Genomic DNA, 22,973 nt, shown 5'->3' with positions numbered 1-22,973 from the left:
CGCGGGGGAGGCGGCGGGGGGCCGACGCGGGCGACCGTGGGGGCATGACGACGACACGGGCAGTCCACGCGAACCGGCCGACCGGCACCACCGGCACCACCGGAACCACCTCCCCGCGCCCCGGGGCCGGGCGGCGGGTCCTGCGGGCGGTGGCGATCACCGCCACCGTGCCCTACCTGAGCCTCAAGGCCGCCTGGCTGGCCGGGAGCCACATCGGGATACCGGACGGCAGCGTCCTGCTGAAGGGCGGCCCGTTCCTCGCCGTGGCCAACGCGGTGACGGTGGCCATGGACGCGAGCGTCATCGTGCTCGTCCTGGCGCTCACCAGGCCCTGGGGGAGACGGGTCCCGGGATGGCTCCTGACGGTGCCCGCCTACGTCGCCACCGGGCTGCTCACCCCGATCGTCCTGGGCTTCCCGGCCCAGGCCCTCGTCAAGGCCCTGGGCCTGGGCACCGCGGCAGCGGCGCAGGCGGGCCGGCAACCCTTCCTCGACTCCTGGGTGTTCGTCGTCGTCTACACCGGCTTCATCATCCAGGGCATCGCCCTGGCCGGACTGTTCGTGTCCTATGCGCGGGAGCGCTGGGGCGGACGCCGGCTGGGCGCGGCCGGGCAGCGGCTCCCGTCTCCCACGGGGGTGGTGGCAGGAGCCGCTGCGCTGGCGGGCCTCGTGGCGGGCGCCGCACAGCTGTACTGGGCCTTCGGCGGCAGCGCCGGGCTGCCCGCCCGGCAGGTGGAGTCCTACTCGGTGGAGACGGCCGTGGTGTTCGGGGCCCACGCGATATGCGCGTTCGCCTCGGGAGCGGGGGCGCTGCTCCTGGCCCGGGGCGGTGCGCGGCCGGCGCGATGGCCGCTGGCCCTCACCTGGACCGGCTCGGCGGCCACGCTGAGCTGGGGGGCGTGGATGCTGGCCGCCTCCGCCGGAGCGAACTTCGGGACGGACGAACGGGCCACCGCCGTCACCGGCCTGACCTACGCTGGCCAGATGATCACCGGCCTGCTCGCGGTGGCTGTCCTCGTCCGCCACATCCACTCCCGCCGGGAGGACTGACGCGGGCCACGGGGGCACAGGGGCCACGGGGCCACGGAGACGAACGGGGGAGGGACATGAGCGGGACGGGGGCGGTGCGCCGGCTGGGTGGGGCAGCACTGGGGGCACGGGCCCGGCTGCGCTGGGTGCACCTGATACTCGGCGGCGCCCTGCTGATGCCGTACTTCCTGCTCAGCCAGGTGTGCGTGGGCGTCGCGGCCGGCCGGGGCAACGTGTTCTCCTCCCTGCCGCTGACCCTCGCCGCCTACGCGGCCGCGCTGCCGCTGGCCGCCGTCACCGGGCTGCTCGGGCTGGTCCGGCCGCTGTCGGTGACGGCCGTGCGGGCCCTGTCCGGGGTGCCGGGGGAGCGGCTGGCCGACGGGCCCGCCCGCTCGTGGGGCTCACGGTGGCGGGCTTCCGCCTGGTGGACCCTGCACCTGGCCGTCGGGGCGGTGATCAGCGGGATGACCCTCGCGGCGACGCCCATGGCGCTGGTCCTGCTCCTGGTGCCGTTCTCCGCCACCCTGCGCCGGGCGTCCCTCGGGGAGGGCTGGCTCAGCAGCCACGCGAGCCCGTACGTCGCCCCCTTCCTCGGGGTGGGGCTGCTGGCCCTGGTCGTCGTGAGCTCCGCCGCTGCGGGGGCGCTGCTGGCCCGGCTCGCACCCGTGCTCCTCGGGCCGACCGCGGCGGACCGGCTGGCCGCCGCGGAGGAACGGGCCGCCGACCTCGCCGTCCGCAACCGGCTGGCCCGGGAGCTGCACGACGCCGTGGGCCACGCGCTGAGCGCCGTCACCCTCCAGGCGGTCGCGGCCCGGCGGGTCCTCGACCGCGACCCGGAGTTCGTGCGGGAGGCGCTCGCCGCGATCGAGGAGACCACCCGGCGCACGGTCGGCGAGCTCGACATGGTGCTCGGCCTGCTGCGCGACGGGGACCCCGCCCGGGCCGACGCCGCGCCCGCCCCGACCCTCGCCACCGACCTCGACGGGCTGCTGGCCCGGACCCGGGCCGGCGGCACCACCGTCACCGTCCAGCAGGATCCCGGCCCGGCCGGGGACTGGGCGCAGCTCCCGGCCATCGCCTCCCGCGAGGCCTACCGCATCGTCCAGGAGGGCCTGAGCAACGCCCTGCGCCACGGCCTGGGCCCCATCGCCCTGCACATCCGCGTCCACGCACCCGACGGCCACCGCCAACTGGAGATCACCATGACCAACCCGCCCGCCCAGGCCCCGACAGCCCCCGACGGCGAGCGGCGGCGCACCACCGGGGGCCGCGGACTGCGTGGCACCGCCGAGCGGGCCGCCCTGCTCGGCGGCCGCGTCGAGGCCGGCCCGCACCAGGGCCGCTGGCGGCTGCGCGCGGTCCTGCCCCTCGGCCCCGCCACCGCCACCGCCGCCATCACCGCCGACGGAGGCGGACGATGAGCCGGCCGCCGCTGCGCATCGTCGTCGCCGACGACGAGCGGATGGTCCGCACCGCCCTGCGGGTCATCCTCGACGCGGAACCCGACATGGAGGTCGTCGGCGAGGCGGCCACGGGCGCCGAGGCCGTCCCGCTGGTCCGCTCCCTGGCCCCCGACGTGGTGCTGATGGACGTCCGCATGCCGGAGATCGACGGCATCCGGGCCACCGAGCAGATCCTGCGCACCCTGCCCGACCCACCGCGGATCGTCGTCGTCACCACCTTCGAGAACGACTCCTACGTCTACGACGCGCTGCGCGCCGGTGCCTCGGGGTTCCTCCTCAAGCGGGCCGACCCCGACGAGCTGATCGGCGCGGTCCGCCTCGTCGCCCGGGGGGACTCGCTGCTGTTCCCGGCGGCGGTCCGCGCCCTGGCCGCCACCCACACGGCGGCCGCCCCGCCCGCGGCCCCCGCCTGGGCGGCCCGGCTCACCGACCGGGAGGCCGACGTCCTGCGCCTGATGGCCACGGGACTGTCCAACCAGGAGGTGAGCGAGCACCTCGGCGTGGGCCCGCAGACGGTCAAGACCCACGTGGCCGCGGTCCTCGCCAAAACCGGCTCCCGGGACCGCACCCAGGCCGTCATCGCCGCCTACGAGGGAGGCTTCCTCATGAAGAAAGCCTGAGAACCCCGCCACAATCGGGGCAGAGCGGAACGGCTGCGGCCGCTGGTACGTCCTTCTGGGGGATGAACAAGACGATCAGGCGTGCGTCGGTCTTCTGTCTGCTTCTGGTGCTGGCCCTCATGGTGCGGGTCACCTGGGTGCAGGCGTACCAAGGCCAGGCCCTCGCAGACGACAAGAACAACCGGCGCAACCTCATCGGGCAGTACGAGAACCCGTTGGGGAACATCATCGTGGGCGGTGAGGCGATCACCGGCTCCACGCAGACGGGCGGCAAGGACTTCGGGTACAAGCGGACCTACGTGGACGGCCCGCTGTACGCCCCCATCACCGGCTACAGCTCCCAGGCCTACGGCACGACGCTGCTGGAGGGCGTCTACAAGAACGTCCTCAACGGCTCGGACACCCGGCTGAAGACGGTGATGGACATGCTCACCAACAAGCGTGCCGACCCGGGCAACGTCCTCACCACCATCGACAAGGGCGTGCAGAAGGCCGCCTACGACGCCCTGAACGGCAAGCAGGGCGCGGCCGTGGCCATCGACCCGGCGACGGGCCAGATCCTCGCCGTGGTCAACAACCCGTCCTACGACCCCGGCCGGATCACCGGCGCCAACGACAAGGCCGCCTGGGACGAGCTGTCCGCCGACAAGGGCAAGGCCATGGAGAACGTGGCACTGCGCAAGCCGCAGGCGCCCGGCTCCACCTTCAAGCTGGTCACCCTCGCCGCGGCCATCGAGAACGGCCTGGTGACGAGCATCGACACCCCGACGGGCGTCCAGGGCGCGTACACGATCCCCGGGACCCGCACCAAGCTGCCCAGCGAGGCGGGTGACGAGGCCTGCAACAACGTGTCGGCCCGCACCGCCCTCAAGCTGTCCTGCAACAACGTCTTCGCGGACCTCGCCTCCAAGCTCGGCCAGGACAAGATGCGGGCGATGGCGGAGAAGCTCGGCTTCAACACGCAGATCGACACCCCGGTCCGCACCAACCCGCCGAGCAAGTACCCCACGAAGAAGATGTCGGTCGACCAGGTCGCGCAGACGGGTATCGGCCAGTTCGACGTGCAGGCCACCCCGCTCCAGATGGCCATGGTGACCGCCGCGATCGAGAACGGCGGCAAGCTCGTCGCCCCGCACATGGTCTCCCAGGTGACCGACGCCGACGGCAACGTGCTGGAGGACTTCCAGGACCCGAAGACCGTGCAGGTGATGAGCCCGAAGACGGCCTCCATGCTCCAGGACGCCATGCGCACGGTGGCCGCCGAGGGCGGCGGCAAGCCCGCCCAGGTCGCGGGCGCCGAGGTGGGCGGCAAGACCGGCACGGCCCAGCGCGGCGTCAACAACAACATCCCGCCGCTGGCCTGGTTCACCTCGTACGCCAAGGCGGGCGGCAAGCAGATCGCCGTCGCCGTGATGATCGAGAACTCGGACACCGACCGTTCCGAGATCGGCGGCGGCAAGCTGGCCGCGCCGATCGCCCAGAAGATGATGGCGGCGTGGCTGAAGAAGTAGCCGCCGCCCGCCGAGGGCCGACGCCCCGGGAACCGACACGGTTCCCGGGGCGTTCCCCATCTCATGATCCGGACCGCGCTCGCCAGCGACCTCGACGCCATCGCCGCCCTGCACACCAGGGCCAGGGCCACGTACTACCGGGGCCGCGTCCCCGAGGAGTCCTACGCGGGCGAGACCGAGGCGGCGCGCGCCCGCGAGGGCTGGGAGCGGGCGGTGGCCCGCCCGGCGGCGCAGGGCCAGGTGCTGTGCGCCGAGCGGGACGGCCGGGTCACCGGAGTGGCGGCCTTCCTCACGGCCGACGGCGTGACCACCCTCACCCAGCTCCACGTGGACCCCGACCAGTGGCGCCGGGGCACCGGAGCCGCCCTGCACGCGGCCTGCCTCGCCGCCTGGCGGCGGGCCGGGATCGATCGGGTCCGCCTGGAGGTCTACGAGCACAACCTGCGCGCCCAGGCCTTCTACGCCTCCCACGGCTGGCGGCCCGACCCGGCCGGCACCCCCGCGGGCTCCCACCGCACGCTCTGGCTGGAGGTCGGTCCGCCGTCCGGGGAATGAGACGGCACCCCGGATGGTTGAAGCGGAAACCGTTCAGTCCCACCCGGAGAGAAGAAGGAACATGCGCGTCGAGATCTGGTCCGATATCGCCTGCCCCTGGTGCTATATCGGAAAGGCCCGGTTCGCCAAGGGCCTGGCCGAGTTCGCGCACCGCGACGAGGTGGAGGTCGTCTTCCGGTCCTTCGAACTCGACCCCAACGGCCCCAAGGGCGTGACCGCCCCCGTCCTGGAGATGCTCGCCCGCAAGTACGGACGCACCCTCGACGAGGCCCGCGCGATGGAGGAGCACGTCGCCGCCAGCGCCCGCGCCGAGGGACTGGAGTACCGCACCGACGGCCGTGACCACGGCAACACCTTCGACATCCACCGCCTGCTGCACCTGGCCGCCGCCCGCGGCCGGCAGGAGCAGCTCCTCGACCTCGCCTTCCGGGCCAACTTCGCCGAGGAGCGGTCCGTCTTCGACCCCGAGGTGCTGCTCGCCCTGGCCGTCGAGGCCGGACTGGACGAGGCCGAGGCCCGCGCGGTCCTCGCCGACGACTCCGCCTACGCGGACCGGGTGCGGGCCGACGAGCGCGAGGCGGCCGAACTGGGCGCCAACGCCGTTCCGTTCTTCGTCCTCGACCGCCGCTACGGCATCTCCGGCGGCCAGCCCGCAGAGGTCTTCACCCAGGCCTTGGAGCAGGCCTGGGCCGGCCGCGAGACCGTGGAGACGGCCCCCGACGCCGAGGCCTGCGAGCCCGACGGCGCCTGTGCCGTCCCCCAGGGCTGAACCGCCCCTCCCGCACCCGGGGCGCCCGCGTACCTCCCGTACCGGGCGCCCCGCCGCACGCGCCGGGCAGCCGCCGGCCGCCCCGGCGCGCCCGCCCGCCGGGGCGGCCGTAGGCTGGACGTACACGCGCACCTCGCAGGCCCCGCCCTGCCCGCACTGCGTCAGTTCGCTTCGGCTTCAACCAACTCGGGGACCCGTACTCCTTTGCGGAAGGAGACCCCGATGACCGCCACGAAGCGTGCGCCCGCCAAGCCCGGGACCACGGCCGCCAGGACCGCCGCCACCAAGACGGCCGCCACCAGGACCGCCGTCACCCCGGCGGACGCACAGGACAAGATCGTCAGCTCGGCCAAGCAGTTCATCCGCACCCACGGGTCCGGCTACCTCAAGGACCCGAACATCTCCTCGATCGGCATCGGCTACAAGGAGACCAAGGGCAGGCGCGGCAAGGAACTCACCCTCCAGTTCACCGTCGACAGCAAGGTGCAGCCCGAGGCGATGCGGTCGCTGGGCACCGCGGAGATACCCCCCGCCATCGACATCGGCGGCGGCATCGTGCTGCCCACCGACGTGATCGAGCGCAGCTACCAGCCGCACTTCCTCGTCGTCCCCGAGGCACAGACGCCGGAACGGCAGAAGCGCGTGGACCCGGTCCGTCCGGGCGTGAGCGTCGGCAACGTCCACCTGCACGCCGGCACCCTCGGCTGCATCGTCTTCGACAAGAACGACGGCGCCCCCTGCCTGCTGAGCAACTGGCACGTGCTGAACGGCCGCAACGGCCGGATGGGCGACGAGGTCGTACAGCCGGGGACGGACGACGACAGCCGCACCGCCGCCAACCGCCTCGGCGCCCTGCGCCGCGCCCACCTCGGGACGGCCGGCGACTGCGCCGTGTCGACCATCACGGAGCGCGCCGTCGACACGGACATCCTCAGCCTCGGGGTGACCCCGAAGAAGCTCGGCGAGCCGCAGATCGACGACAAGGTGATCAAGAGCGGGCGGACCACCGGTGTCACCCACGGGGTGGTGACCCGTCCCTTCGCCAAGGTCCGCGTGGACTACGGCCGGGCCGTCGGGGTGAAGGAGATCGAGTGCTTCGAGATAGGCCCCGACCCCAGACACCCCGCCCCCGGCCAGGAGATCAGCAAGCCGGGCGACTCCGGCGCGGCCTGGATGTTCACCTCGCGCACGGGCAAGCCGACGGACGTGCTGGCAGGACTGCACTTCGGCGGCGAGGGCGACTCCGACCCCGAGGACCGGGCCCTCGCCTGCTTCCCGCACGCGGTCTTCGAGCAGCTGAAGGTCACCCTGGAGCGGCCGGCGACCGCCTCCCTGGAGGCGCTGGCGGGCTACGACCCGGGCTTCCTGGCCGTGCCGGTCGGCACCCCGGCCCTCAACCCCTCGATCAAGGACGACGCCGTCCGGCTCGACGGCTCCGAGGTGATCCCGTACACCCACTTCTCGCTGGCGCTGAGCAAGCAGCGGCGGTTCGCCTTCTGGGTGGCCTGGAACATCGACGGCGGTGCGATCAAGAAGCTCAGCCGCGAGGGGATCGACTTCGTCAAGGACCCCCGGCTGCCGGCCGAGGCCCAGGTCAGCAACGAGCTGTACCGCGGCAGGAACAACCGGCTCGACCGCGGCCACATCGCCCGCCGCGCCGACCTCTGCTGGGGGCCGCTGCCCGAGGCGGAGAAGGCCAACCGGGACTCGTTCTTCTACACGAACATCACCCCGCAGATGGACGACTTCAACCAGAGCATGCGGGGCGGCATCTGGGGGAAGCTGGAGGACGCCGTGTTCGAGGACGTCGACGTCGACGACCTCAGGGTGAGCGTCTTCGGCGGACCCGTCTTCCAGGAGGACGACCGCCTCTTCAAGGGCGTACGGATACCCCGCGCCTTCTGGAAGGTCCTCGTCTACTCGGACCGGGGAAAGCTCAAGTGCAAGGCCTTCCTGCTCACGCAGAACCTGAACCTCCCCGAGGCCCTCGAACTGGACGAGTTCCGCGTGTTCCAGGTCAAGGCCACCGAGATCCAGCGGCAGGCGCACCTGCGCTTCCCCGCCGCGATGACCGAGGCGGACACCCTGGTGGTGCCGGAGTCCCTGGAGGACCGGGCCCCGCTGGAGAGCCTGGCCGACATCGACTGGAGCTGACCCGCCCTGCCCCGCCCTGCCCCACCCACCGACCGGTGCATAAGTCTTGCTTTGGCTTCGCACGTAAAACTCGGCAATGGACTTTCAGTCGGTGGCGGCGCAGAGTGGACGGCATGGATCTTCCGCTCTCCCACGTCCCCCGCGTGTGCGCCGCCGAGTTCGCGCACTCCACCACCTACCTCAACACCGCCGGCGCCGGAGTCCTCCCGAAGGCCTCCGTCGCCGCGGTACGGGAGCTGGCCGAGGCGGCGGGCGCCGGACTGCCCGCCGGAGCGGGCGACTTCGGAGTCGTCGAGCGGGTGCGGGCCGCCTTCGCCCGGCTGGTCTCGACCGACCCGCGGCGCGTCGCCGTCGGCTCGTCCGTCGCCGTCCACGTGGGGCTGATCGCCGCCTCCCTGCCCGCCGGCGCCGAAATCCTGCTGCCCGAGCGGGACTTCGCCTCCGTCGTGAACCCCTTCGTGCTCCGCGGCGACCTCAAGGTCCGCTTCGCCCCGCTGGAGTCCATCGCCGAAGCCGTCCGCCCCGGCACCGCCCTCGTCGCCCTCAGCGCCGTCCAGTCCGCCGACGGCCGGACCGCGGACCTCGCCGCCGTCCGCGCGGCGACCGCCGCGCACGGGGCGCGGATGCTCGTGGACGCCACCCAGGCCGCCGGCTGGCTGCCCTTCGACGCCTCGCCGTACGAGTACACCGTCACCGGCGGCTACAAGTGGCTGCTCGGCGGCCGCGGCGCCTCGTACCTGACGGTCTCGGAGGAGGCCCAGCCCGGACTGACCCCGCTCCACGCCGGCTGGGTGGCGGCCGAGTCCAAGTGGGACGCCGTCTACGGCCCCATGCGGCAACTGGCCGGCGACGCCCGCCGCTTCGACGAGTCCGCGGCCTTCCTCCCCTACCACGCCGCCGAGCCCTCACTGGCGCTGCTGGAGCGCGTGGGCGTCGACGCCGTCCACGCCCACGACACCGCCCTCGCCGCCCGCTACCGGGAAGGGCTCGCCCGCCTCGGCCACGAGCCCGTTCCCGGCGACACCCCCATCGTGTCGGTACCGGGCCTGGCCCACCGGCAGCCCGGGCTGGACGCCGCGGGGATCCACACCTCCGCCCGCGACGGCGCCCTGCGGGCCTCCTTCCACCTCTACAACACCGAGGCGGACGTGGACCGGCTGCTGGACGCGCTGACCGGCTGACGGGCTGACCGGCTGACGCGCTGACCGGCGCCGGCGGACGCGCATGCGCGCCGACCGGCTTCCGGACGCGCCCGCCGGCCCGCGGGCACGTCCGGCGGGCCCGGAGCCCCGCCCAGGCCGCCGGAGCTACGCCCAGGCCGCCGAAGCCGCGGCCAGCGCCGGTGCCGGATCGGCGCCCAGCGCGCGGGCCAGCGCCCCCAGCGCGGCCCCGACCGCCTCCGGCGACGCGTCCGGGCCGTAGTGGTTGACCCGGACCATCTCCCCGGCCAGCGCCCCGCCGCCCGCCGCGAGCGGGGCCGACGGATCCGCCGCCACCGCCCTCGCCACCACCAGCGAGGCGTCCGCGACCCGCAGCGTGGTCGCCACCGGAGCTGCCTGCGCGGGGTCGCCGACCCACGGGGCGACGCCGAGCGCCGCCGCGCCCGCCCGGGTGGCCCGGGCGGCCGCGGCGTGCCGCCCCAGCACACCGGTCAGCCCCTCGGCCCCGATCCGGTCCAGGCACGCCTCCAGCGCCAGCATCTCCAGCTGCGCGGGAGCGTGCAGCAGTGCCTTGCGGCCGCCGTCGATCCAGCGCTCCTTCCAGTCCAGCAGCGACAGGTACGAGCGGCGCGGCGCCGCCGGGTTGGCCGCGAACCGCTCCCACGCCCGGTCGCTCACCGACACCGCCGAGACCCCCGCCGGGCCGCCCATCGCCTTCTGCGCGCCGATCACGCACAGGTCCACGCCCCACGCGTCCGGCAGCAGCGGCTCGGCACCCACCGAGGCCACCGCGTCCAGCATGAACAGCGCCCCGTGCGCCCGTACCGCCTCACCGATCTCCGCGACCGGATTGGTGTTGCCGGTGGCCGCCTCCGCGTGCACCAGCGACACGAAGTCGATCTCCGGGTGCTCCGCCAGCGCACGGGCCACCTGCTCGCCGCTGACGGCCGTGTCGAAGGGCACCGCCAGGTCCACCACGTTCGCCCCGGCGTCCCGCAGCCAGTTGCCGAAGGTGGTCCCGTACGGCCCGGTGACGACGTTCAGCGCCGTCGAACCCGGCCGCGCCCCCGAGCGGATGCACCCCTCCAGCGGGAGCAGGGCCTCGCCCTGGGTGACCACCACGTCGTGCCGGGTGCCCAGCAGCCGCGCCACCCCCCGCTCGATCGACGCGAAGCGCTCGGCGGTCAGCGGCGGCAGGTCCAGCAGGGGGTGGGTCACGTCGGTGCTCTCTTCGTCCGGGGTTACCGGCCGAGCCTATCCAGCGCGCACGTACAGTGCGGACATGAGTGATCACAGCGGTGTGCTCCATGTGAAGGGACGCGTACTCGTCGGGCCCCACGAGGTGCGCGACGAACTGTGGGTCGTCGGCGGACGGATCTCCTACGAGCGGCCGACCGCCGCCCGCGAGGTCACCACGGTCACCGGATGGGCCCTGCCCGGCCTGGTCGACGCGCACTGCCACGTCGGCCTCGACGCCCACGGCCCGGTCGACGCCCCCACGGCCGAGGCGCAGGCCCTCACCGACCGGGACGCCGGCACCCTCCTCGTCCGCGACGCCGGATCCCCCTCCGACACCCGCTGGATCGACGACCGCGACGACCTCCCGAAGATCATCCGGGCGGGCCGGCACATCGCCCGCACCCGCCGCTACATCCGCAACTACGCCCACGAGATCGAACCGCCGCAGCTCGTCGAGTACGTCTCCCGCGAGGCGCGGCGCGGCGACGGCTGGGTCAAGCTCGTCGGCGACTGGATCGACCGCGATGCCGGCGACCTGACGGCCTGCTGGCCGCGGGCCGAGGTCGAGGCCGCCATCGCCGAGGCGCACCGGCTGGGCGCCCGGGTCACCGCGCACTGCTTCGCGGAGGACTCGCTGCGGGACCTCGTCGAGGCGGGCATCGACTGCATCGAGCACGCCACCGGGCTCACCGAGGACACCATCCCGCTCTTCGCGGAGCGCGGCGTGGCGATCGTCCCGACCCTCGTCAACATCGCCACGTTCCCGAAGCTGGCGGCGGGCGGCGAGGCCAAGTTCCCCCGCTGGTCGGCGCACATGCGCCGGCTCCACGAGCGGCGCTACGACACCGTCCGGGCGGCCTGGGACGCGGGCGTCCAGGTGTACGTCGGCACGGACGCCGGCGGCTCCCTGCCGCACGGCCTGGTCGCCGCCGAGGTCGCGGAGCTCGTGAAGGCCGGCATCCCGCCGCTGGACGCCCTCTCGGCGACCGCCTGGGCGGCCCGCGACTGGCTCGGCCGCCCCGGCCTCACCGAAGGCGCCCCGGCCGACCTCGTCGTGTACGCCGCCGACCCGCGGGCCGACGTACGGGCCCTGGCGCAGCCGGACCGGGTCATCGTGAACGGCGTGGTCCGCGCCTAGGCCGCTGCTCCGGACGGGACTCCTGAGACGCATGGTGCGTCACAAATCGAAAACACGCATGGAATCCACCCTTTGGGGTGAACTCACGTCGGGTTGCTGACCGTTCACTCCCCGTGCGTAAGGATTTCGAACGTCGAAGCCGTCGGCGCGCGCGATGTCCCCCATTGGCCCCCCGGCGGCACCCAACTCCCCGGGGGTTCCACCATCTTGAACAGCAACACCTTCCGCGTGCCCGCGGCCGTTCTGCTCGCCACGGGGGCGGTAGCCCTGCTCGCCGCGCCGCCCGCCCTCGCCACGGGCGGCGGCACCGGGAGCGAGGGAACGTCCGGAGCCGTCGTCCTGCGGGCCGGACTGGACGTGGGCCTGCTCAACAAGGCCGTCCACGTCCCGCTGAAGACCACCCTCAACGAGGTCACCGCCCCCGCCACCGCCGAGAAGACGGCCCTCACCGTCACCCTCGACGGCGCCGAACAGGGGCAGCCCGTCAGCGTCCTGAAGGCCGACGTAGCCACCGCCAAGGCCACCGCCGACGAGAACACCGCCCAGGCCGAATCGAACCTCGCCCACGCCAAGGTCCACGTCCCCGGCCTGCCCCGGCTCTCCCTCGTCGAGATCGAGAAGGTCACCTCCAAGGCCGTCTGCGAAGCCGGCAAGAAGCCCGTCGCCACCTCGAACGTCCTCGGCACCGTCACCGCCCTCGGCAAGAAGGTCACCGTCACCGCAGGCGGCCCCGCCACCAAGATCGACGTCCCCGGCGTCGGATCCGTCTCCCTGGAACTCTCCGGTACGCAGACCACCTCCACCACCGCGGCGGCGGCCGCGCTGCGCCTGAAGGTGTCGGTCAACCCGCTGGACCTGAACGTGGCCCAGGTCGACGGCGAGGTCGTCCTGGCCGAAGCCCACTGCGAAGCCCCCAAGGGCACCAAGCCGGAGACCAAGCCCGACACCAAGCCCGACACCAAGCCCGACGTCAAGCCGCAGACGGCGGCGCAGACCACGAACACGAAGCAGACCCCCGCGCAGGCCAACCTCGCCGAGACCGGCGCCGGTTCGGTCACCCCCTACGTCGCGGGCGGCGCCATCCTCCTGCTCGCCGTCGGCGCGGGCGCCCTCGTCGTGACCCGGCGCGGCAGGACCCGGTAGCGGCCGGCCCCTCAGCGCGTGGCGCGCTCCAGCCCCTGGCCGGCGGCACCGCGCGAGGTGACGGCCGCCGTGACCTCCTTGTCGACCTTGGCGTAGTCGGCACGGTCCGGCGTACAGGAGGCGCAGACGACCCGGAACGGCGGCTTCATGTCCGAGAACTGCGTCAGGTACTCGGCCTTCACCACCTCCCAGCGGCCACCGTTCTTCGCCGACGGGGCGAAGGTGAACCGGGGGATCGAGGACATGTTGCCCCGCGCCTTCTCCGGCTCGTAGAAACTCGCGACCTGATCGCCCATCCCGAACACCACCCAGGTGCCGTTGATCTTCTCGTAGGGCTGCGGCACGTGGTTGTGCGTACCGAGGATCAGATCGATGTCGGGCAGCCCGTCCGCCCCGCGCGAGGCGGTCAGCGCCTGCGCCAGGTCCTTCTGCTGCTGGTCGGGCGCCGTCTGCCACTCGGTGCCCCAGTGGATGCTGAGGAGCACGACGTTCGCGCCGGCCGCCCGGGCCGCGCGGGCGTCGGCCACGATCCGGGCCTGGTCGATCAGGTTGACGGCCCAGGGCTTGCCCGCCGGGACCGGTATGCCGTTCGTCCCGTACGTGTAGTCCAACTGGGCGACCTTCGCACCGCCGGCCGAGAGCAGCGCCGGCGCCTTGGCCTCCTCGGCGCTGCGCGCCGAACCGACGTGCTTCAGGCCGACCCGGTCGAGGTGGTCGAGCGTGCGGACGAGGCCGTCGTAGCCGTCGTCGAGGGTGTGGTTCGAAGCGGTGGAACAGCTGTCGTACCCGGCGTCCTTGAGGGCGTCGGCCAACTGGTGCGGAGCCTTGAAGGCGGGGTATCCGGTGTAGGGGCCGCCGGGCCGGCCGTACGGTATCTCGTGGTGGCATATCGCCAGGTCGGCGGCGGACACGATGGGCTTGACGCCCGCGAGTATCTTCCGGAAGTCGTACTCGCCGGCCTTGCCGCCCGCGTCGTCCGCCGCGCGCTGGATGATCGACGGGTACGGAATGATGTCACCGGTCGCCACCAGCGTGAACGGCGTCCCGGCCGGCGCGGCCTTGCCGGTCCCCGGCTTCCCCTGCAACCGCTGCTCGGCGGCACCGTCCACCCCGCCCCCCAGCACCCGCGGCACGGCATACACACCCCCGCCCACCAGGGCCAACGCGACCACCCCGACCCCTACCCACGCCGCCGTCCTCATGCCCTGCCCCCCGTGTGTCGTCCGCTCCCGCCATGCTAGGCGCGCGGGCGTCGTCCGTCGCCCGGGTGGCGTGGGCCGCTGTCTCCCCCGCGAGGGGGTGGGGTCGGGCGGTGTTTGCCCACCCGCCCCCTTGTCTGCGGGCCGGTGGGCTGGGGGCGGGATCTCCTTGGGCGGTGGTGGGGGAGGGTTTGGGGGTTTCCCGTCAGTCCCATCGTCCTTCCGGTTCGGGCCGTCCTGTCAAGGGCGCTCCCTTCGGTCGCGTCGCTTCGCGATGTCGCTGCGCTCCACCCTTGACAGGGCGTCCCGCCCCGGAATGCCGAAAGACTGCCGGGAAACCCCCAAAAGGAACGGTCACAGGGGGAGACAGTCCAGGAGCGGCCCCGTCAGGGATGCAGGGGGGCGGGGGCCGGCACACCGGGCACACGGCCCCACATCTGCGATTCCGGGCCGGTTGCGACTACCCGCACGAGAGGCCGACCAGAGAGGTCCGGGTAGCCCTCAAGCGCAGCAGATCGCTACGCGCTCCTCCCGTCTCAGCGTCCGACGACCGCCCTGGGCTGCTACCCGCACGAGAAGTCGACCAGAGCAGCCCAGGAAGCCCCCCGGCGCGACAGATCGCTACGCGCTCCTCCGGTCTCGGCGGCTGACGGCCGTCCTGGGCTGCTTCCCAGCGGAAGACGGTTTCACTGACGGCGCCAGGCCCCCAATCCTCGGCTTTGCCAGCCGGGTTCCGAGGAGTCGTCACTAGGCTTCGCGCATGACGATTCGCGCAGTGGTCTTTGACGTCGGCGAGTGCCTGGTAGACGAAACGCGGGAGTACGGCACATGGGCCGACTGGCTCGGCGTGCCCAGGCACACTTTCGCCGCGATGTTCGGAGCCGTGATCGCGCAGGGCCGCGACTACCGCGATACCTTCCAGGTCTTCCAGCCCGGATTCGACCTCTACGAGCAGCGCGAGGCCCGGGCCGCAGCTGGACAGCCCGAGCACTTCGATGAAGGAGACCTGTACGCGGATGTCCGTCCAGCCTTGGCGCAGCTGCGCGCCGACGGGCTGTGGCTGGGCATCGCAGGCAATCAGACGGTCCGCGCCGGCAAGATCCTCCGCGAACTCTTCGCTTCGGACGTCGATCTGATCGGCACCTCCGACGACTGGGGCGCGAGCAAGCCCGACCCCGAGTTCTTCGTTCGCGTCGCCAAGGTTGTCCCGTTCGCGCCCGACGAGATCCTCTACGTGGGCGACCGTGTCGACAACGACCTGCGGCCCGCTGCTGCCGCAGGCATGCACAGCGCGCTGATCCGGCGCGGCCCCTGGGCCACCGTCCAGTGGGAAACGGAGGAGGCCAAGGCACTGCCGACCTTCAGGGTCGGCAGCCTCCTCGACCTCCCGCGCCGGATCAAGGAGTTCAACGGGTCAGCGCGCTGAGTGTCGTCGCCCAGCCGTACAGCCGGTCGTCGAGTTCGCGTACGCACTGCTCGTGCTGCCATGGTGCGAGCGCGCGGCGCGTCTCGCGGACCCTCTCCGTCCCGGTCGCGTACCAGTGCGTCTCCAACTGCTCCAGGGCCCGAACCGCGTAGGCACACGCTGCCTCGGGGGCCCCAGCAGCGGCCTCCACGGCCCCCAGGTCCGCGAGGACCACTGTCCGCTGCTTGTCAGCGTCGGGCGGCAGGGTATCGAGAACTTCCTTGAGCGTCTCTCTGGCCTGTGGGAGATGCCCGGCTGCGAGCTGGGTGTTCCCCTTGAAAGCGGCCAGCCGGACGGGACTGAACCAGTCCATCCAGTCAGGCGAGACGTGCTCCGAACCCGCCGCCAGCAGATCCTCGCCGTGGTTGATGAGGTTCAAGGCCGTCCGTGTCTGCCCACACCTCGTCTCGCATTCGGCCTCGACCGCATCGAGCCACGCCAGGAATTCTGCGGAAGCCGGACCCCTGCGGGCATGTGTCCGCGCCATCACCATTCGCTCGGCGGCGCCGGCGCGATCTCCGACCCACCCCGGGATGAAGGCCATGTGAGCCAGCACAGCTGCGCCGAGCACAGAATCATCCGCCTCTCCCGCAGCCTGTCGGTAGCCGCAGTCGCGGGCTGCGCCGTGGCCGGATGCTGAACCGGGAGCCGCAACGCCGGCCCGACGGGTACGCGTCTGACCGTCAGCGTGCGATCGTGCCCGGCGGGCGGTGTGAACCCGAGGGCCTCGATGTCCTGTCCAAGCAGCTCCGTCAGTGCCCGTTGGGCCGCAGCGTAGGGCCACGGAGGCGCATCCGACTCCCAGCGCCGGACCTGGCGCACGTCGACAGGGACCCCGCGGCCGGCGAGCGCCTCGACCAGCGCCTGCTGCGAGAGATATCCAGCAGCCACACGGGCGGCTTTGAATCGGACGTTCACGGGTGACCTTGCGCCCCGCAGGCGAGGGCCCCCTACCGTCCGCCCAGCGCCAGGGCGTGGTCCAGGGCCTGGAGGAGGCGGCCCGTTGTCGCGCGGTCGCGGACCGCCAGACGGAGCCAGTCGGGGTCCAGGCCCGGGAAGGTGTCGCCCCGGCGTACCGCGAAGCCCAGGGCGCGCAAGCGGGTGCGTACCTCTGCCGCGCCCGGGATGCGGACCAGGACGAACGGGCCCTCGGCGACCCCGGACACCGAGACCTCCTCGAACTCCGCCAGACCCGCCAGCAGGTGCTCCCGGTCCACCGCGGTCCGCCGCGCGGCGGCCTCCGCCTCCTCCAGCGCCCTGGGCGAGACGCAGGCCTCCGCCGCCACCAGGGCCGGCGTCGACACCGGCCACAGCGGCTGCGCGGCGGCCAGCTTCGCGATGACCTCCGGCTCGGCCAGCACGTACCCGATGCGCAGCCCCGCCAGCCCCCACGTCTTGGTCAGGCTGCGGAGGACGACCAGGCCGGGCACGTCCATCCGCCCGGCCAGTGCCTCCCGCTCGCCCGGGACGGCGTCCATGAACGCCTCGTCCACCACCAGGGTCCGTCCGGGCCGGGCCAGTGCCGCCAGGACACCGGCCGGGTGCAGGACCGACGTCGGGTTGGTGGGGTTGCCGACCACCACCAGGTCGGCTTCCTCCGGTACCGCCGCCGGGTCCAGCCGGAAGCCGTCCTCGGGGCGCAGCAGGACCCGTTCCACCCGGTGCCCGGCGTCCCGGAGGGCCGCCTCCGGCTCGGTGAACTGAGGGTGCACCACGACCGGCCGTACGGCCCCCAGGGCCCGCGCGACCAGTACGAACGCCTCCGCCGCGCCCGCCGTCAGCAGCACCCGTTCGACCGGCAGCCCGTGCCGGGCCGCCACCGCGGCGCGTGCGGCCCGCCCGTCGGGGTAGGCCGCCAGGTCGCCCAGGCAGGACGCGATCCGCTCCTTGAGCCACTGCGGCGGCGTGTCGGAGCGTACGTTCACCGCGAGGTCCACCAGGGACCCGCCCGCGTCCGCGACCTCCGCGTCCCCGTGGTGGCGCAGGTCGTGCTCCTCGGCGGTGGCCACCGCGCACGTCGCCGCCACCGACCGCCGCTTCGGCACGAGGAGTTCCCCGCCGGCCGCCAGGGCCGCCGCCTCCGCCACCGAAGCCGTGCCGGCGGCGGCGCGTACCGACGCCGAGGGGTGCGGTACCGGAATCAGGGCGAGCCGGTCCGCCGGATAGCCGACCAGCGGTACGCCGAAACGTTCCGCCGCCCCCACGATGCCCGGCTCACCGGTCTTCGAATCCACCGTGGCCAGCGCCGTCACCGCCCCGGTGGCCAGCCCGGCCCCCCGCAGCGTCTCCTCGACCAGCGCGCAGACCTCCTCGACGGAGACCCCCGCACGCCCGCCGACCCCGACCACCAGCCGCGTCACGTACTCGCCCACCGGGATACCTCCTCCGTCCCTCGTCCGTCTGTCTTCGTCAACACGCTGCCGCCCGCCACCCGCGCGCGGAAGTGCGCACCCGGCCGCCAGTCGGTATTCAGGGGCACATGGCGGTGATCGTGGCTTTGGGCGCGTTCCTCATGACGCTGGCGGGCGGCTGGACGGCGCAACGCGTCACCGACCGCCGCCACCTGGTGCTCGGCCTGGCCGGCGGGCTGATGCTCGGCGTGGTCGGCCTCGACCTGCTCCCGGAGGCCATGCACGCCGCCGGCCAGGAGGTGTTCGGCGTCCCGCTGGCCCTGCTGCTCTTCGTCGGCGGCTTCCTCGTCGCCCACGTGGTGGAGCGCCTGCTCGCCGTACGCCAGGCCGCGCACGGCGCCGCCGACAACGGCGGCCACGACGGGCACGGCCACGGCGGTGGACGCGTCCCGCAGGTCGGCCTCACCGCGGCCGCCGCGATGGTCGGCCACAGCGTCGCCGACGGAGTGGCCCTCGGCGCCGCCTTCCAGGTCGGCGGCGGCATGGGCGTGGCCGTGGCACTGGCCGTCATCACCCACGACTTCGCCGACGGGTTCAACACCTACACGCTGACCCGCCTCTACGGGAACGCCCGCCGCAAGGCCCTGCTGATGCTCTTCGCGGACGCCGTCGCCCCGGTCGTCGGAGCCGCGTCCACCCTGCTGTTCACCCTTCCGGAGGAACCCCTCGGGGCGTACCTCGGGTTCTTCGGCGGGGCCCTGCTGTACCTGGCCGCCGCCGAGATCCTCCCCGAGGCGCACCACGAGCACCCCGCCCTGTCCACCCTGATGTGCACGGTGGGCGGGGTGGCCGGGATCTGGCTCGTGGTCGGCCTCGCGGACTGACCCCCGGCCGGGGAGGCCGGTCACCGGTGCGCTGCCGCGGCTTCCGCGAAGCGCCGGGCGACCGAAGGCTGCGCCGCCCAGTGGGTGTGCAGGTAGCTGGCGTGCACGCCCTGCCGTACGAAGCCCTCGACGCGGCGTTCGGGGTGCGTGAACCCCCACGCCGGCGCCGCTCCGGCGCCCGGCTCGACCACCGTGCGGTGGAACTCGTGCCCGCGCAGCCGCGTCCCGGCCGCGGCGAGCGAGCTGTCCGACACCGCGACGGCCTCGCGGTAGCCGAGGGTCAGCCGCTCCGACATCCGGGCGTCGGCGTCGAGCACCCCGCACATCGGCTTCCCGTCGAGGGAACGCGCCAGGTACAGCAGCCCGGCGCACTCGGCGGCCACCGGCCCGCCGGCCGCCGCGAAGTCCGCGACGGCCTTGCGCAGGGGCTCGTTCGCGGAGAGCTCCGGGGCGTACACCTCCGGGAAGCCGCCGCCGATCACGAGCCCGCTCGTGCCCTCGGGCAGCGCCTCGTCGCGGAGGGGGTCGAAGGTGACCACCTCCGCACCGGCGGCGCGCAGCAGCTCCGCGTGCTCGGCGTACGAGAACGTGAACGCGGGGCCGCCGGCGACGGCGACGACGGGACGCGGCCCCCCGACGGGGGTGACGGCCTCCTGCGCGGACCACGGCTCGCACTGCAGCTCCGGAGCCGTCCGCGCCAGCGCCATCAGCGCGTCCAGGTCGCAGCCGGCCCGCACCTGCTCGGCCAGCGCCGCGACGGCGGCGACCGCGTCGGCCCGCCGCTCGGCCACCGGGACCAGGCCCAGGTGCCGGGACGGCGTCGCCACCTGCGGGACCCGCCGCATGACGCCGAGGACCGGCATCCCGGCCTCCTCCAGCGCCTCCCGCAGCATCGCCTCGTGCCGGTCGGAGCCCACCTTGTTGAGGATCACCCCGCCGAGCCGCACCTGCGGGTCGAACGAGGCGAAGCCGTGCACCAGCGCCGCCACCGACCGGGACTGGGAGGAGGCGTCGACCACCAGCACCACCGGCGCCCGCAGCAGCTTCGCCACCTGGGCCGTCGAGGCCAGCTCACCCCGCCCGGCGGCGCCGTCGTAGAGCCCCATCACGCCCTCGACCACGGCCAGGTCGCAGCCGGCCGCCCCGTGCGCGAACAGCGGGCCGACCAGCTCCGGCCCGCACATGAAGGCGTCCAGGTTGCGGCCCGGCCGGCCCGTGGCCAGCGCGTGGTAGCCGGGGTCGATGTAGTCGGGCCCGGCCTTGTGCGGGGACACGGCGAGGCCGCGCTCCGCGAAGGCCGCCATCAGGCCCGTCGCCACGGTGGTCTTGCCGCTGCCGGAGGACGGCGCGGCGATGACCAGCCGGGGCACGTTCACGGACGTCACCACTCGATGCCCTTCTGGCCCTTCTGGCCGGCGTCCATGGGGTGCTTGACCTTGGTCATCTCGGTGACCAGGTCCGCGAACTCCAGCAGCTTCTCCGGGGCGTTGCGGCCGGTGATGACCACGTGCTGGGTACCGGGGCGGTTCCGCAGCACCTCGATCACCTCGTCCACGTCGATCCAGCCCCAGTGCATCGGGTACGCGAACTCGTCGAGCACGTACAGCTTGTGCGTCTCGGCGGCCAGGTCGCGCTTGACCTGCTCCCAGCCCTCCTTGGCGGCCTGCTCGTTGTCGAGCTGGGCGTCCCGCTGGACCCAGGACCAGCCCTCGCCCATCTTGTGCCAGACGACGGACCCGCCCTCGCCGGAGGCGCCCAGCACCTTCAGCGCGTTCTCCTCGCCGACCTTCCACTTCGCCGACTTGACGAACTGGAACACCCCGATCGGCCAGCCCTGGTTCCAGGCGCGCAGCGCCAGGCCGAACGCGGCCGTCGACTTGCCCTTGCCCGGCCCGGTGTGCACGAAGACGAGCGGACGGTTGCGGCGCTGGCGCGTCGTGAGCCCGTCGTCCGGAACGACGGTCGGCTGTCCCTGCGGCATTACGCGGCCCTCCTGGAGGAATCGTGGGTCACTGCGGTACGTACGTTCTTGACGAGCCCGGCCAGCGAGTCGGCCCGCAGCCCGTCGAGGGTCACGGCGGGCGCGCCCAGATCGGCGGCCAGCGCCCCCGCGAGCCCCAGCCGGACCGGCCCGGACTCGCAGTCCACGACCACCGAGGCGATGCCCTCGGCGGCCAGCAGCCGGGCGCTGCGCCCCGACAGCTCGCGCGGATCGCCGCCGACCGCCCCGGCCGAGGTGGCCCGGCCGTCGGTGACGACGACCAGCAGCGGACGGCGCGAGGGGTCCCGCAGCCGCTCGATCCGCAGCACCTCGTGGGCCTTGAGCAGGCCCGGGCCGAGCGGGGTGCGGCCGCCGGTCGGCAGCTTCTCCAGCCGGGCGGCGGCCGCGTCCACCGAGGAGGTGGGCGGCAGCGCCAGCTCGGCGTCCGCACCGCGGAAGGTGATCAGGCCGACCTTGTCCCGGCGCTGGTAGGCGTCCAGCAGCAGGGACAGCACCGCGCCCTTGACGGCGCTCATCCGCTGCCGGGCGGCCATCGAGCCCGAGGCGTCCACGCAGAACAGCACCAGGTTGCCCTCGCGGCCCTCCCGGGTGGCCTGGCGCAGGTCGTCCCGGCGCACGACGAGGCCGCGCCCGGCCCGGCCGCGCGCCTTCTGGTGCGGGGCGGCGGCGTGCACGGTGGCCGCCAGGTGCAGCTTCGTCAGCTGCCCCCGGGGGCGCTGGGCGCCGGTGGTGCGGCCGTGCGCGGTACGGGCGCGCGAACGCCGCCCGGCCGCGCCCTCGCCGAGGCCGGGCACGCTGAGCATCTTGGTGCGGAACGGCTCGGCGGCCCCCACGGCGGCCTGCTCGGCCCCGCCGGCCCCGCCGCCCTGCTGCGGGGCGGAGGGCTGCGGCTCGGGAGCCTCCTGCGGTGCGGGGGTCTCCTCGGGCGCGTGCCCGGTCTCGGGGCCGCCCGCCTGCGGGGGCACCCCGCCGGGGCCGCCGTCCCCGCCGTCGTCCGGGCCCTCGGGCTCCGGGTCGGGCTCGGGCTCGGGCTCCTCGTCGGGGAAGCCGTCCAGGATCTCGTCGAGCTTGTCCTCGTCCAGGCCGGGCGCGTCGAACGGGTTGCGCCGGCGCCGGTGGGGGAGGGCCAGCAGGGCGGCCTGCCGGACGTCCTCCTTGAGCACCGAGGTCCGCCCCGCCCAGGCGGCCAGCGCGGTCGCGGTACGGGCCATCACGATGTCGGCGCGCATGCCGTCGACCTCGAACCCGGCGCAGGTGGCGGCGATCTGCAGCAGCGCGGTGTCCCCGAGCCGGACCTTCGGGAGCAGCGCCCGCGCGGCCACGACCCGCGCCCGCACCTCGCTCTCGTCCCCGGCCCAGCGGGCGGCGAAGCCCGACGGGTCGTCCTCGTAGGCCAGCCGGCGGCGCACCACTTCGACGCGCTGCCGGGGCTCCCGGGAGGCGGCGACCTCGACGGTCAGCCCGAACCGGTCGAGCAGCTGCGGGCGCAGCTCGCCCTCCTCGGGGTTCATGGTGCCGACGAGCAGGAACCGGGCCGCGTGCCGCACGGAGACGCCCTCGCGCTCCACGTAGGAGGCGCCCATGGCGGCGGCGTCGAGGAGGAGGTCGATGAGGTGGTCGTGGAGCAGGTTGACCTCGTCGACGTAGAGGATCCCGCGGTGCGCGTCGGCGAGCAGGCCGGGCTCGAAGGCCTTCACGCCCTCGGCGAGGGCCCGTTCGATGTCGAGGGCGCCGACGAGGCGGTCCTCGGAGGCGCCGACGGGCAGCTCGACCATCCGCGCGGGGCGGTCGGCGCCGGGGCCGGGCTCGTGCGGGCCGTCCGGGCAGGCCGGGTCGGGCGCGGCCGGCGCGCACGAGAACCGGCAGCCGGGGACGACGTCCACCTGCGGCAGCAGCGCCGACAGCGCGCGCACGGCGGTGGACTTGGCGGTCCCCTTCTCGCCGCGCACGAGCACACCGCCGACCGCCGGGCTCACGGCGTTGAGCAGGAGCGCCAGCCGCAGGTCGGTCTGGCCGACCACTGCGGTGAACGGGTAGGGCGTGCTCATGGGTTGCTCACTCCTCCTGTACGGGTACGCGTGCGCGGGCTGTTGCGGGTTGTGCTGCGGGGGCCCGCCGGGGGCCTGGGGCGGCGGGCCGTGCGGGTGCCGCTGCGCGGGGCTGGGGCCCCTCCCCGCCCTTCCACCGTTCCCAGGGGCTCCGCCCCTGACCCCGGTACCGGGCGCTCCGCGCCCGGTGGGCAAAAAAGACGCGCCGGCTGGATTTAGCGCAGCGGAAATACAGCCCCCCCGG

At 73.9% G+C, this 22,973-nt stretch carries 18 protein-coding genes and 1 pseudogene; 12 read left to right on the top strand and 7 right to left on the bottom strand.

The window, feature by feature from the left end; all coding sequences use genetic code 11:
* The first annotated feature begins 44 nt into the window (after positions 1–44).
* The 8 genes from ACQKM2_RS32725 (at position 45) to ACQKM2_RS32690 (ending at position 9,281) form a co-directional block, all read left to right on the top strand.
* Positions 45–1,049 (top strand): hypothetical protein, encoded by a 1,005-nt coding sequence (locus ACQKM2_RS32725; protein WP_427716242.1) that lies wholly within the window; start codon positions 45–47, stop codon positions 1,047–1,049.
* Positions 1,050–1,105: 56 nt separating this feature from the next.
* Positions 1,106–2,449: a sensor histidine kinase gene (locus ACQKM2_RS32720; RefSeq protein ID WP_427716240.1), complete on the top strand. Its 1,344-nt coding sequence runs from the start codon at positions 1,106–1,108 to the stop codon at positions 2,447–2,449.
* Positions 2,446–3,111: a response regulator gene (locus ACQKM2_RS32715; protein ID WP_427716238.1), complete on the top strand. Its 666-nt coding sequence runs from the start codon at positions 2,446–2,448 to the stop codon at positions 3,109–3,111. Before ACQKM2_RS32720 ends, ACQKM2_RS32715 begins: the two co-directional genes overlap by 4 nt.
* Positions 3,112–3,173: 62 nt before the next feature.
* Positions 3,174–4,622 carry a peptidoglycan D,D-transpeptidase FtsI family protein gene (locus ACQKM2_RS32710; RefSeq protein WP_427716236.1) on the top strand — a complete coding sequence of 483 codons (1,449 nt, stop codon included), beginning with the start codon at positions 3,174–3,176 and terminating at the stop codon, positions 4,620–4,622.
* 63 nt (positions 4,623–4,685) lie between these two features.
* Positions 4,686–5,177, top strand: coding sequence for an N-acetyltransferase family protein (locus tag ACQKM2_RS32705; protein ID WP_427716234.1), 492 nt, complete (start codon positions 4,686–4,688; stop codon positions 5,175–5,177).
* Positions 5,178–5,238: 61 nt separating this feature from the next.
* The gene (locus ACQKM2_RS32700; RefSeq protein WP_427716231.1) at positions 5,239–5,946 is read left to right on the top strand and encodes a DsbA family oxidoreductase; all 708 of its coding nucleotides are present in this window, start codon (positions 5,239–5,241) and stop codon (positions 5,944–5,946) included.
* Positions 5,947–6,168: 222 nt separating this feature from the next.
* Positions 6,169–8,100 carry a DNA/RNA non-specific endonuclease gene (locus ACQKM2_RS32695; protein WP_427716229.1) on the top strand — a complete coding sequence of 644 codons (1,932 nt, stop codon included), beginning with the start codon at positions 6,169–6,171 and terminating at the stop codon, positions 8,098–8,100.
* A gap of 113 nt (positions 8,101–8,213) precedes the next feature.
* The gene (locus ACQKM2_RS32690; RefSeq protein ID WP_427716226.1) at positions 8,214–9,281 is read left to right on the top strand and encodes an aminotransferase class V-fold PLP-dependent enzyme; all 1,068 of its coding nucleotides are present in this window, start codon (positions 8,214–8,216) and stop codon (positions 9,279–9,281) included.
* Between the two features lie 126 nt (positions 9,282–9,407).
* Here the strand turns inward: ACQKM2_RS32690 and ACQKM2_RS32685 are convergent, their stop codons facing one another.
* Positions 9,408–10,478 (bottom strand): pyridoxal-phosphate-dependent aminotransferase family protein, encoded by a 1,071-nt coding sequence (locus ACQKM2_RS32685; RefSeq protein WP_427716224.1) that lies wholly within the window; start codon positions 10,476–10,478, stop codon positions 9,408–9,410.
* Between the two features lie 64 nt (positions 10,479–10,542).
* On the opposite strand from ACQKM2_RS32685, the gene ACQKM2_RS32680 reads away from it, so the two are divergent.
* The gene (locus ACQKM2_RS32680; RefSeq protein WP_427716222.1) at positions 10,543–11,637 is read left to right on the top strand and encodes an amidohydrolase family protein; all 1,095 of its coding nucleotides are present in this window, start codon (positions 10,543–10,545) and stop codon (positions 11,635–11,637) included.
* A 207-nt stretch (positions 11,638–11,844) separates the two neighbouring features.
* Positions 11,845–12,780 carry an SCO1860 family LAETG-anchored protein gene (locus ACQKM2_RS32675; RefSeq protein ID WP_427716220.1) on the top strand — a complete coding sequence of 312 codons (936 nt, stop codon included), beginning with the start codon at positions 11,845–11,847 and terminating at the stop codon, positions 12,778–12,780.
* Positions 12,781–12,791: 11 nt separating this feature from the next.
* Here ACQKM2_RS32675 and ACQKM2_RS32670 read toward each other — a convergent pair whose 3' ends face one another.
* Positions 12,792–13,922, bottom strand: a complete 1,131-nt coding sequence (locus ACQKM2_RS32670) for a CapA family protein (RefSeq protein ID WP_427716217.1) — start codon at positions 13,920–13,922, stop codon at positions 12,792–12,794.
* A gap of 817 nt (positions 13,923–14,739) precedes the next feature.
* On the opposite strand from ACQKM2_RS32670, the gene ACQKM2_RS32665 reads away from it, so the two are divergent.
* Positions 14,740–15,405, top strand: a complete 666-nt coding sequence (locus tag ACQKM2_RS32665) for an HAD family hydrolase (protein WP_427716216.1) — start codon at positions 14,740–14,742, stop codon at positions 15,403–15,405.
* Here ACQKM2_RS32665 and ACQKM2_RS32660 read toward each other — a convergent pair.
* Positions 15,386–16,383 (bottom strand): annotated as a pseudogene (locus tag ACQKM2_RS32660) (transcriptional regulator). The gene ACQKM2_RS32665 and the pseudogene ACQKM2_RS32660 sit on opposite strands and share 20 nt — an antisense overlap.
* Positions 16,384–16,394: 11 nt before the next feature.
* On the bottom strand, positions 16,395–17,804 hold the full coding sequence (cobC, locus tag ACQKM2_RS32655) for an Rv2231c family pyridoxal phosphate-dependent protein CobC (protein WP_427716317.1): 1,410 nt from the start codon (positions 17,802–17,804) through the stop codon (positions 16,395–16,397).
* 119 nt (positions 17,805–17,923) lie between these two features.
* On the opposite strand from cobC, the gene ACQKM2_RS32650 reads away from it, so the two are divergent.
* Positions 17,924–18,679, top strand: coding sequence for a ZIP family metal transporter (locus tag ACQKM2_RS32650; RefSeq protein WP_427716214.1), 756 nt, complete (start codon positions 17,924–17,926; stop codon positions 18,677–18,679).
* A gap of 20 nt (positions 18,680–18,699) precedes the next feature.
* Here the strand turns inward: ACQKM2_RS32650 and ACQKM2_RS32645 are convergent, their stop codons facing one another.
* Genes ACQKM2_RS32645 through ACQKM2_RS32635 form a run of 3 tightly spaced genes read right to left on the bottom strand, consistent with a single transcriptional unit; the run spans position 18,700 to position 22,729 of the window.
* Entirely contained in the window at positions 18,700–20,055 is a 1,356-nt protein-coding gene (locus ACQKM2_RS32645; RefSeq protein ID WP_427716314.1) for a cobyrinate a,c-diamide synthase, read from the bottom strand.
* 5 nt (positions 20,056–20,060) lie between these two features.
* Entirely contained in the window at positions 20,061–20,660 is a 600-nt protein-coding gene (gene cobO / locus ACQKM2_RS32640; RefSeq protein WP_079425618.1) for a cob(I)yrinic acid a,c-diamide adenosyltransferase, read from the bottom strand.
* On the bottom strand, positions 20,660–22,729 hold the full coding sequence (locus tag ACQKM2_RS32635) for a putative cobaltochelatase (protein ID WP_427716210.1): 2,070 nt from the start codon (positions 22,727–22,729) through the stop codon (positions 20,660–20,662). Before ACQKM2_RS32635 ends, cobO begins: the two co-directional genes overlap by 1 nt.
* Positions 22,730–22,973 lie beyond the last annotated feature (244 nt).

Origin of the sequence: Streptomyces sp. NPDC004126 (assembly GCF_050275515.1) — a bacterium.
Classification (GTDB): domain Bacteria; phylum Actinomycetota; class Actinomycetes; order Streptomycetales; family Streptomycetaceae; genus Streptomyces.
This window is presented reverse-complemented; position numbering and strand designations above follow the sequence as displayed.

What these genes read in the sequence shown, in the direction of transcription:
- ACQKM2_RS32725 (WP_427716242.1), top strand. Translation starts at nt 45, where the DNA reads ATGACGACGACACGGGCAGTCCACGCGAACCGGCCGACCGGCACCACC.
- ACQKM2_RS32720 (WP_427716240.1), top strand. Translation starts at nt 1,106, where the DNA reads ATGAGCGGGACGGGGGCGGTGCGCCGGCTGGGTGGGGCAGCACTGGGG.
- ACQKM2_RS32715 (WP_427716238.1), top strand. Translation starts at nt 2,446, where the DNA reads ATGAGCCGGCCGCCGCTGCGCATCGTCGTCGCCGACGACGAGCGGATG.
- ACQKM2_RS32710 (WP_427716236.1), top strand. Translation starts at nt 3,174, where the DNA reads ATGAACAAGACGATCAGGCGTGCGTCGGTCTTCTGTCTGCTTCTGGTG.
- ACQKM2_RS32705 (WP_427716234.1), top strand. Translation starts at nt 4,686, where the DNA reads ATGATCCGGACCGCGCTCGCCAGCGACCTCGACGCCATCGCCGCCCTG.
- ACQKM2_RS32700 (WP_427716231.1), top strand. Translation starts at nt 5,239, where the DNA reads ATGCGCGTCGAGATCTGGTCCGATATCGCCTGCCCCTGGTGCTATATC.
- ACQKM2_RS32695 (WP_427716229.1), top strand. Translation starts at nt 6,169, where the DNA reads ATGACCGCCACGAAGCGTGCGCCCGCCAAGCCCGGGACCACGGCCGCC.
- ACQKM2_RS32690 (WP_427716226.1), top strand. Translation starts at nt 8,214, where the DNA reads ATGGATCTTCCGCTCTCCCACGTCCCCCGCGTGTGCGCCGCCGAGTTC.
- ACQKM2_RS32680 (WP_427716222.1), top strand. Translation starts at nt 10,543, where the DNA reads ATGAGTGATCACAGCGGTGTGCTCCATGTGAAGGGACGCGTACTCGTC.
- ACQKM2_RS32665 (WP_427716216.1), top strand. Translation starts at nt 14,740, where the DNA reads ATGACGATTCGCGCAGTGGTCTTTGACGTCGGCGAGTGCCTGGTAGAC.
- ACQKM2_RS32650 (WP_427716214.1), top strand. Translation starts at nt 17,924, where the DNA reads ATGGCGGTGATCGTGGCTTTGGGCGCGTTCCTCATGACGCTGGCGGGC.
- cobO (WP_079425618.1), bottom strand. Translation starts at nt 20,660, where the DNA reads ATGCCGCAGGGACAGCCGACCGTCGTTCCGGACGACGGGCTCACGACG.
- ACQKM2_RS32635 (WP_427716210.1), bottom strand. Translation starts at nt 22,729, where the DNA reads ATGAGCACGCCCTACCCGTTCACCGCAGTGGTCGGCCAGACCGACCTG.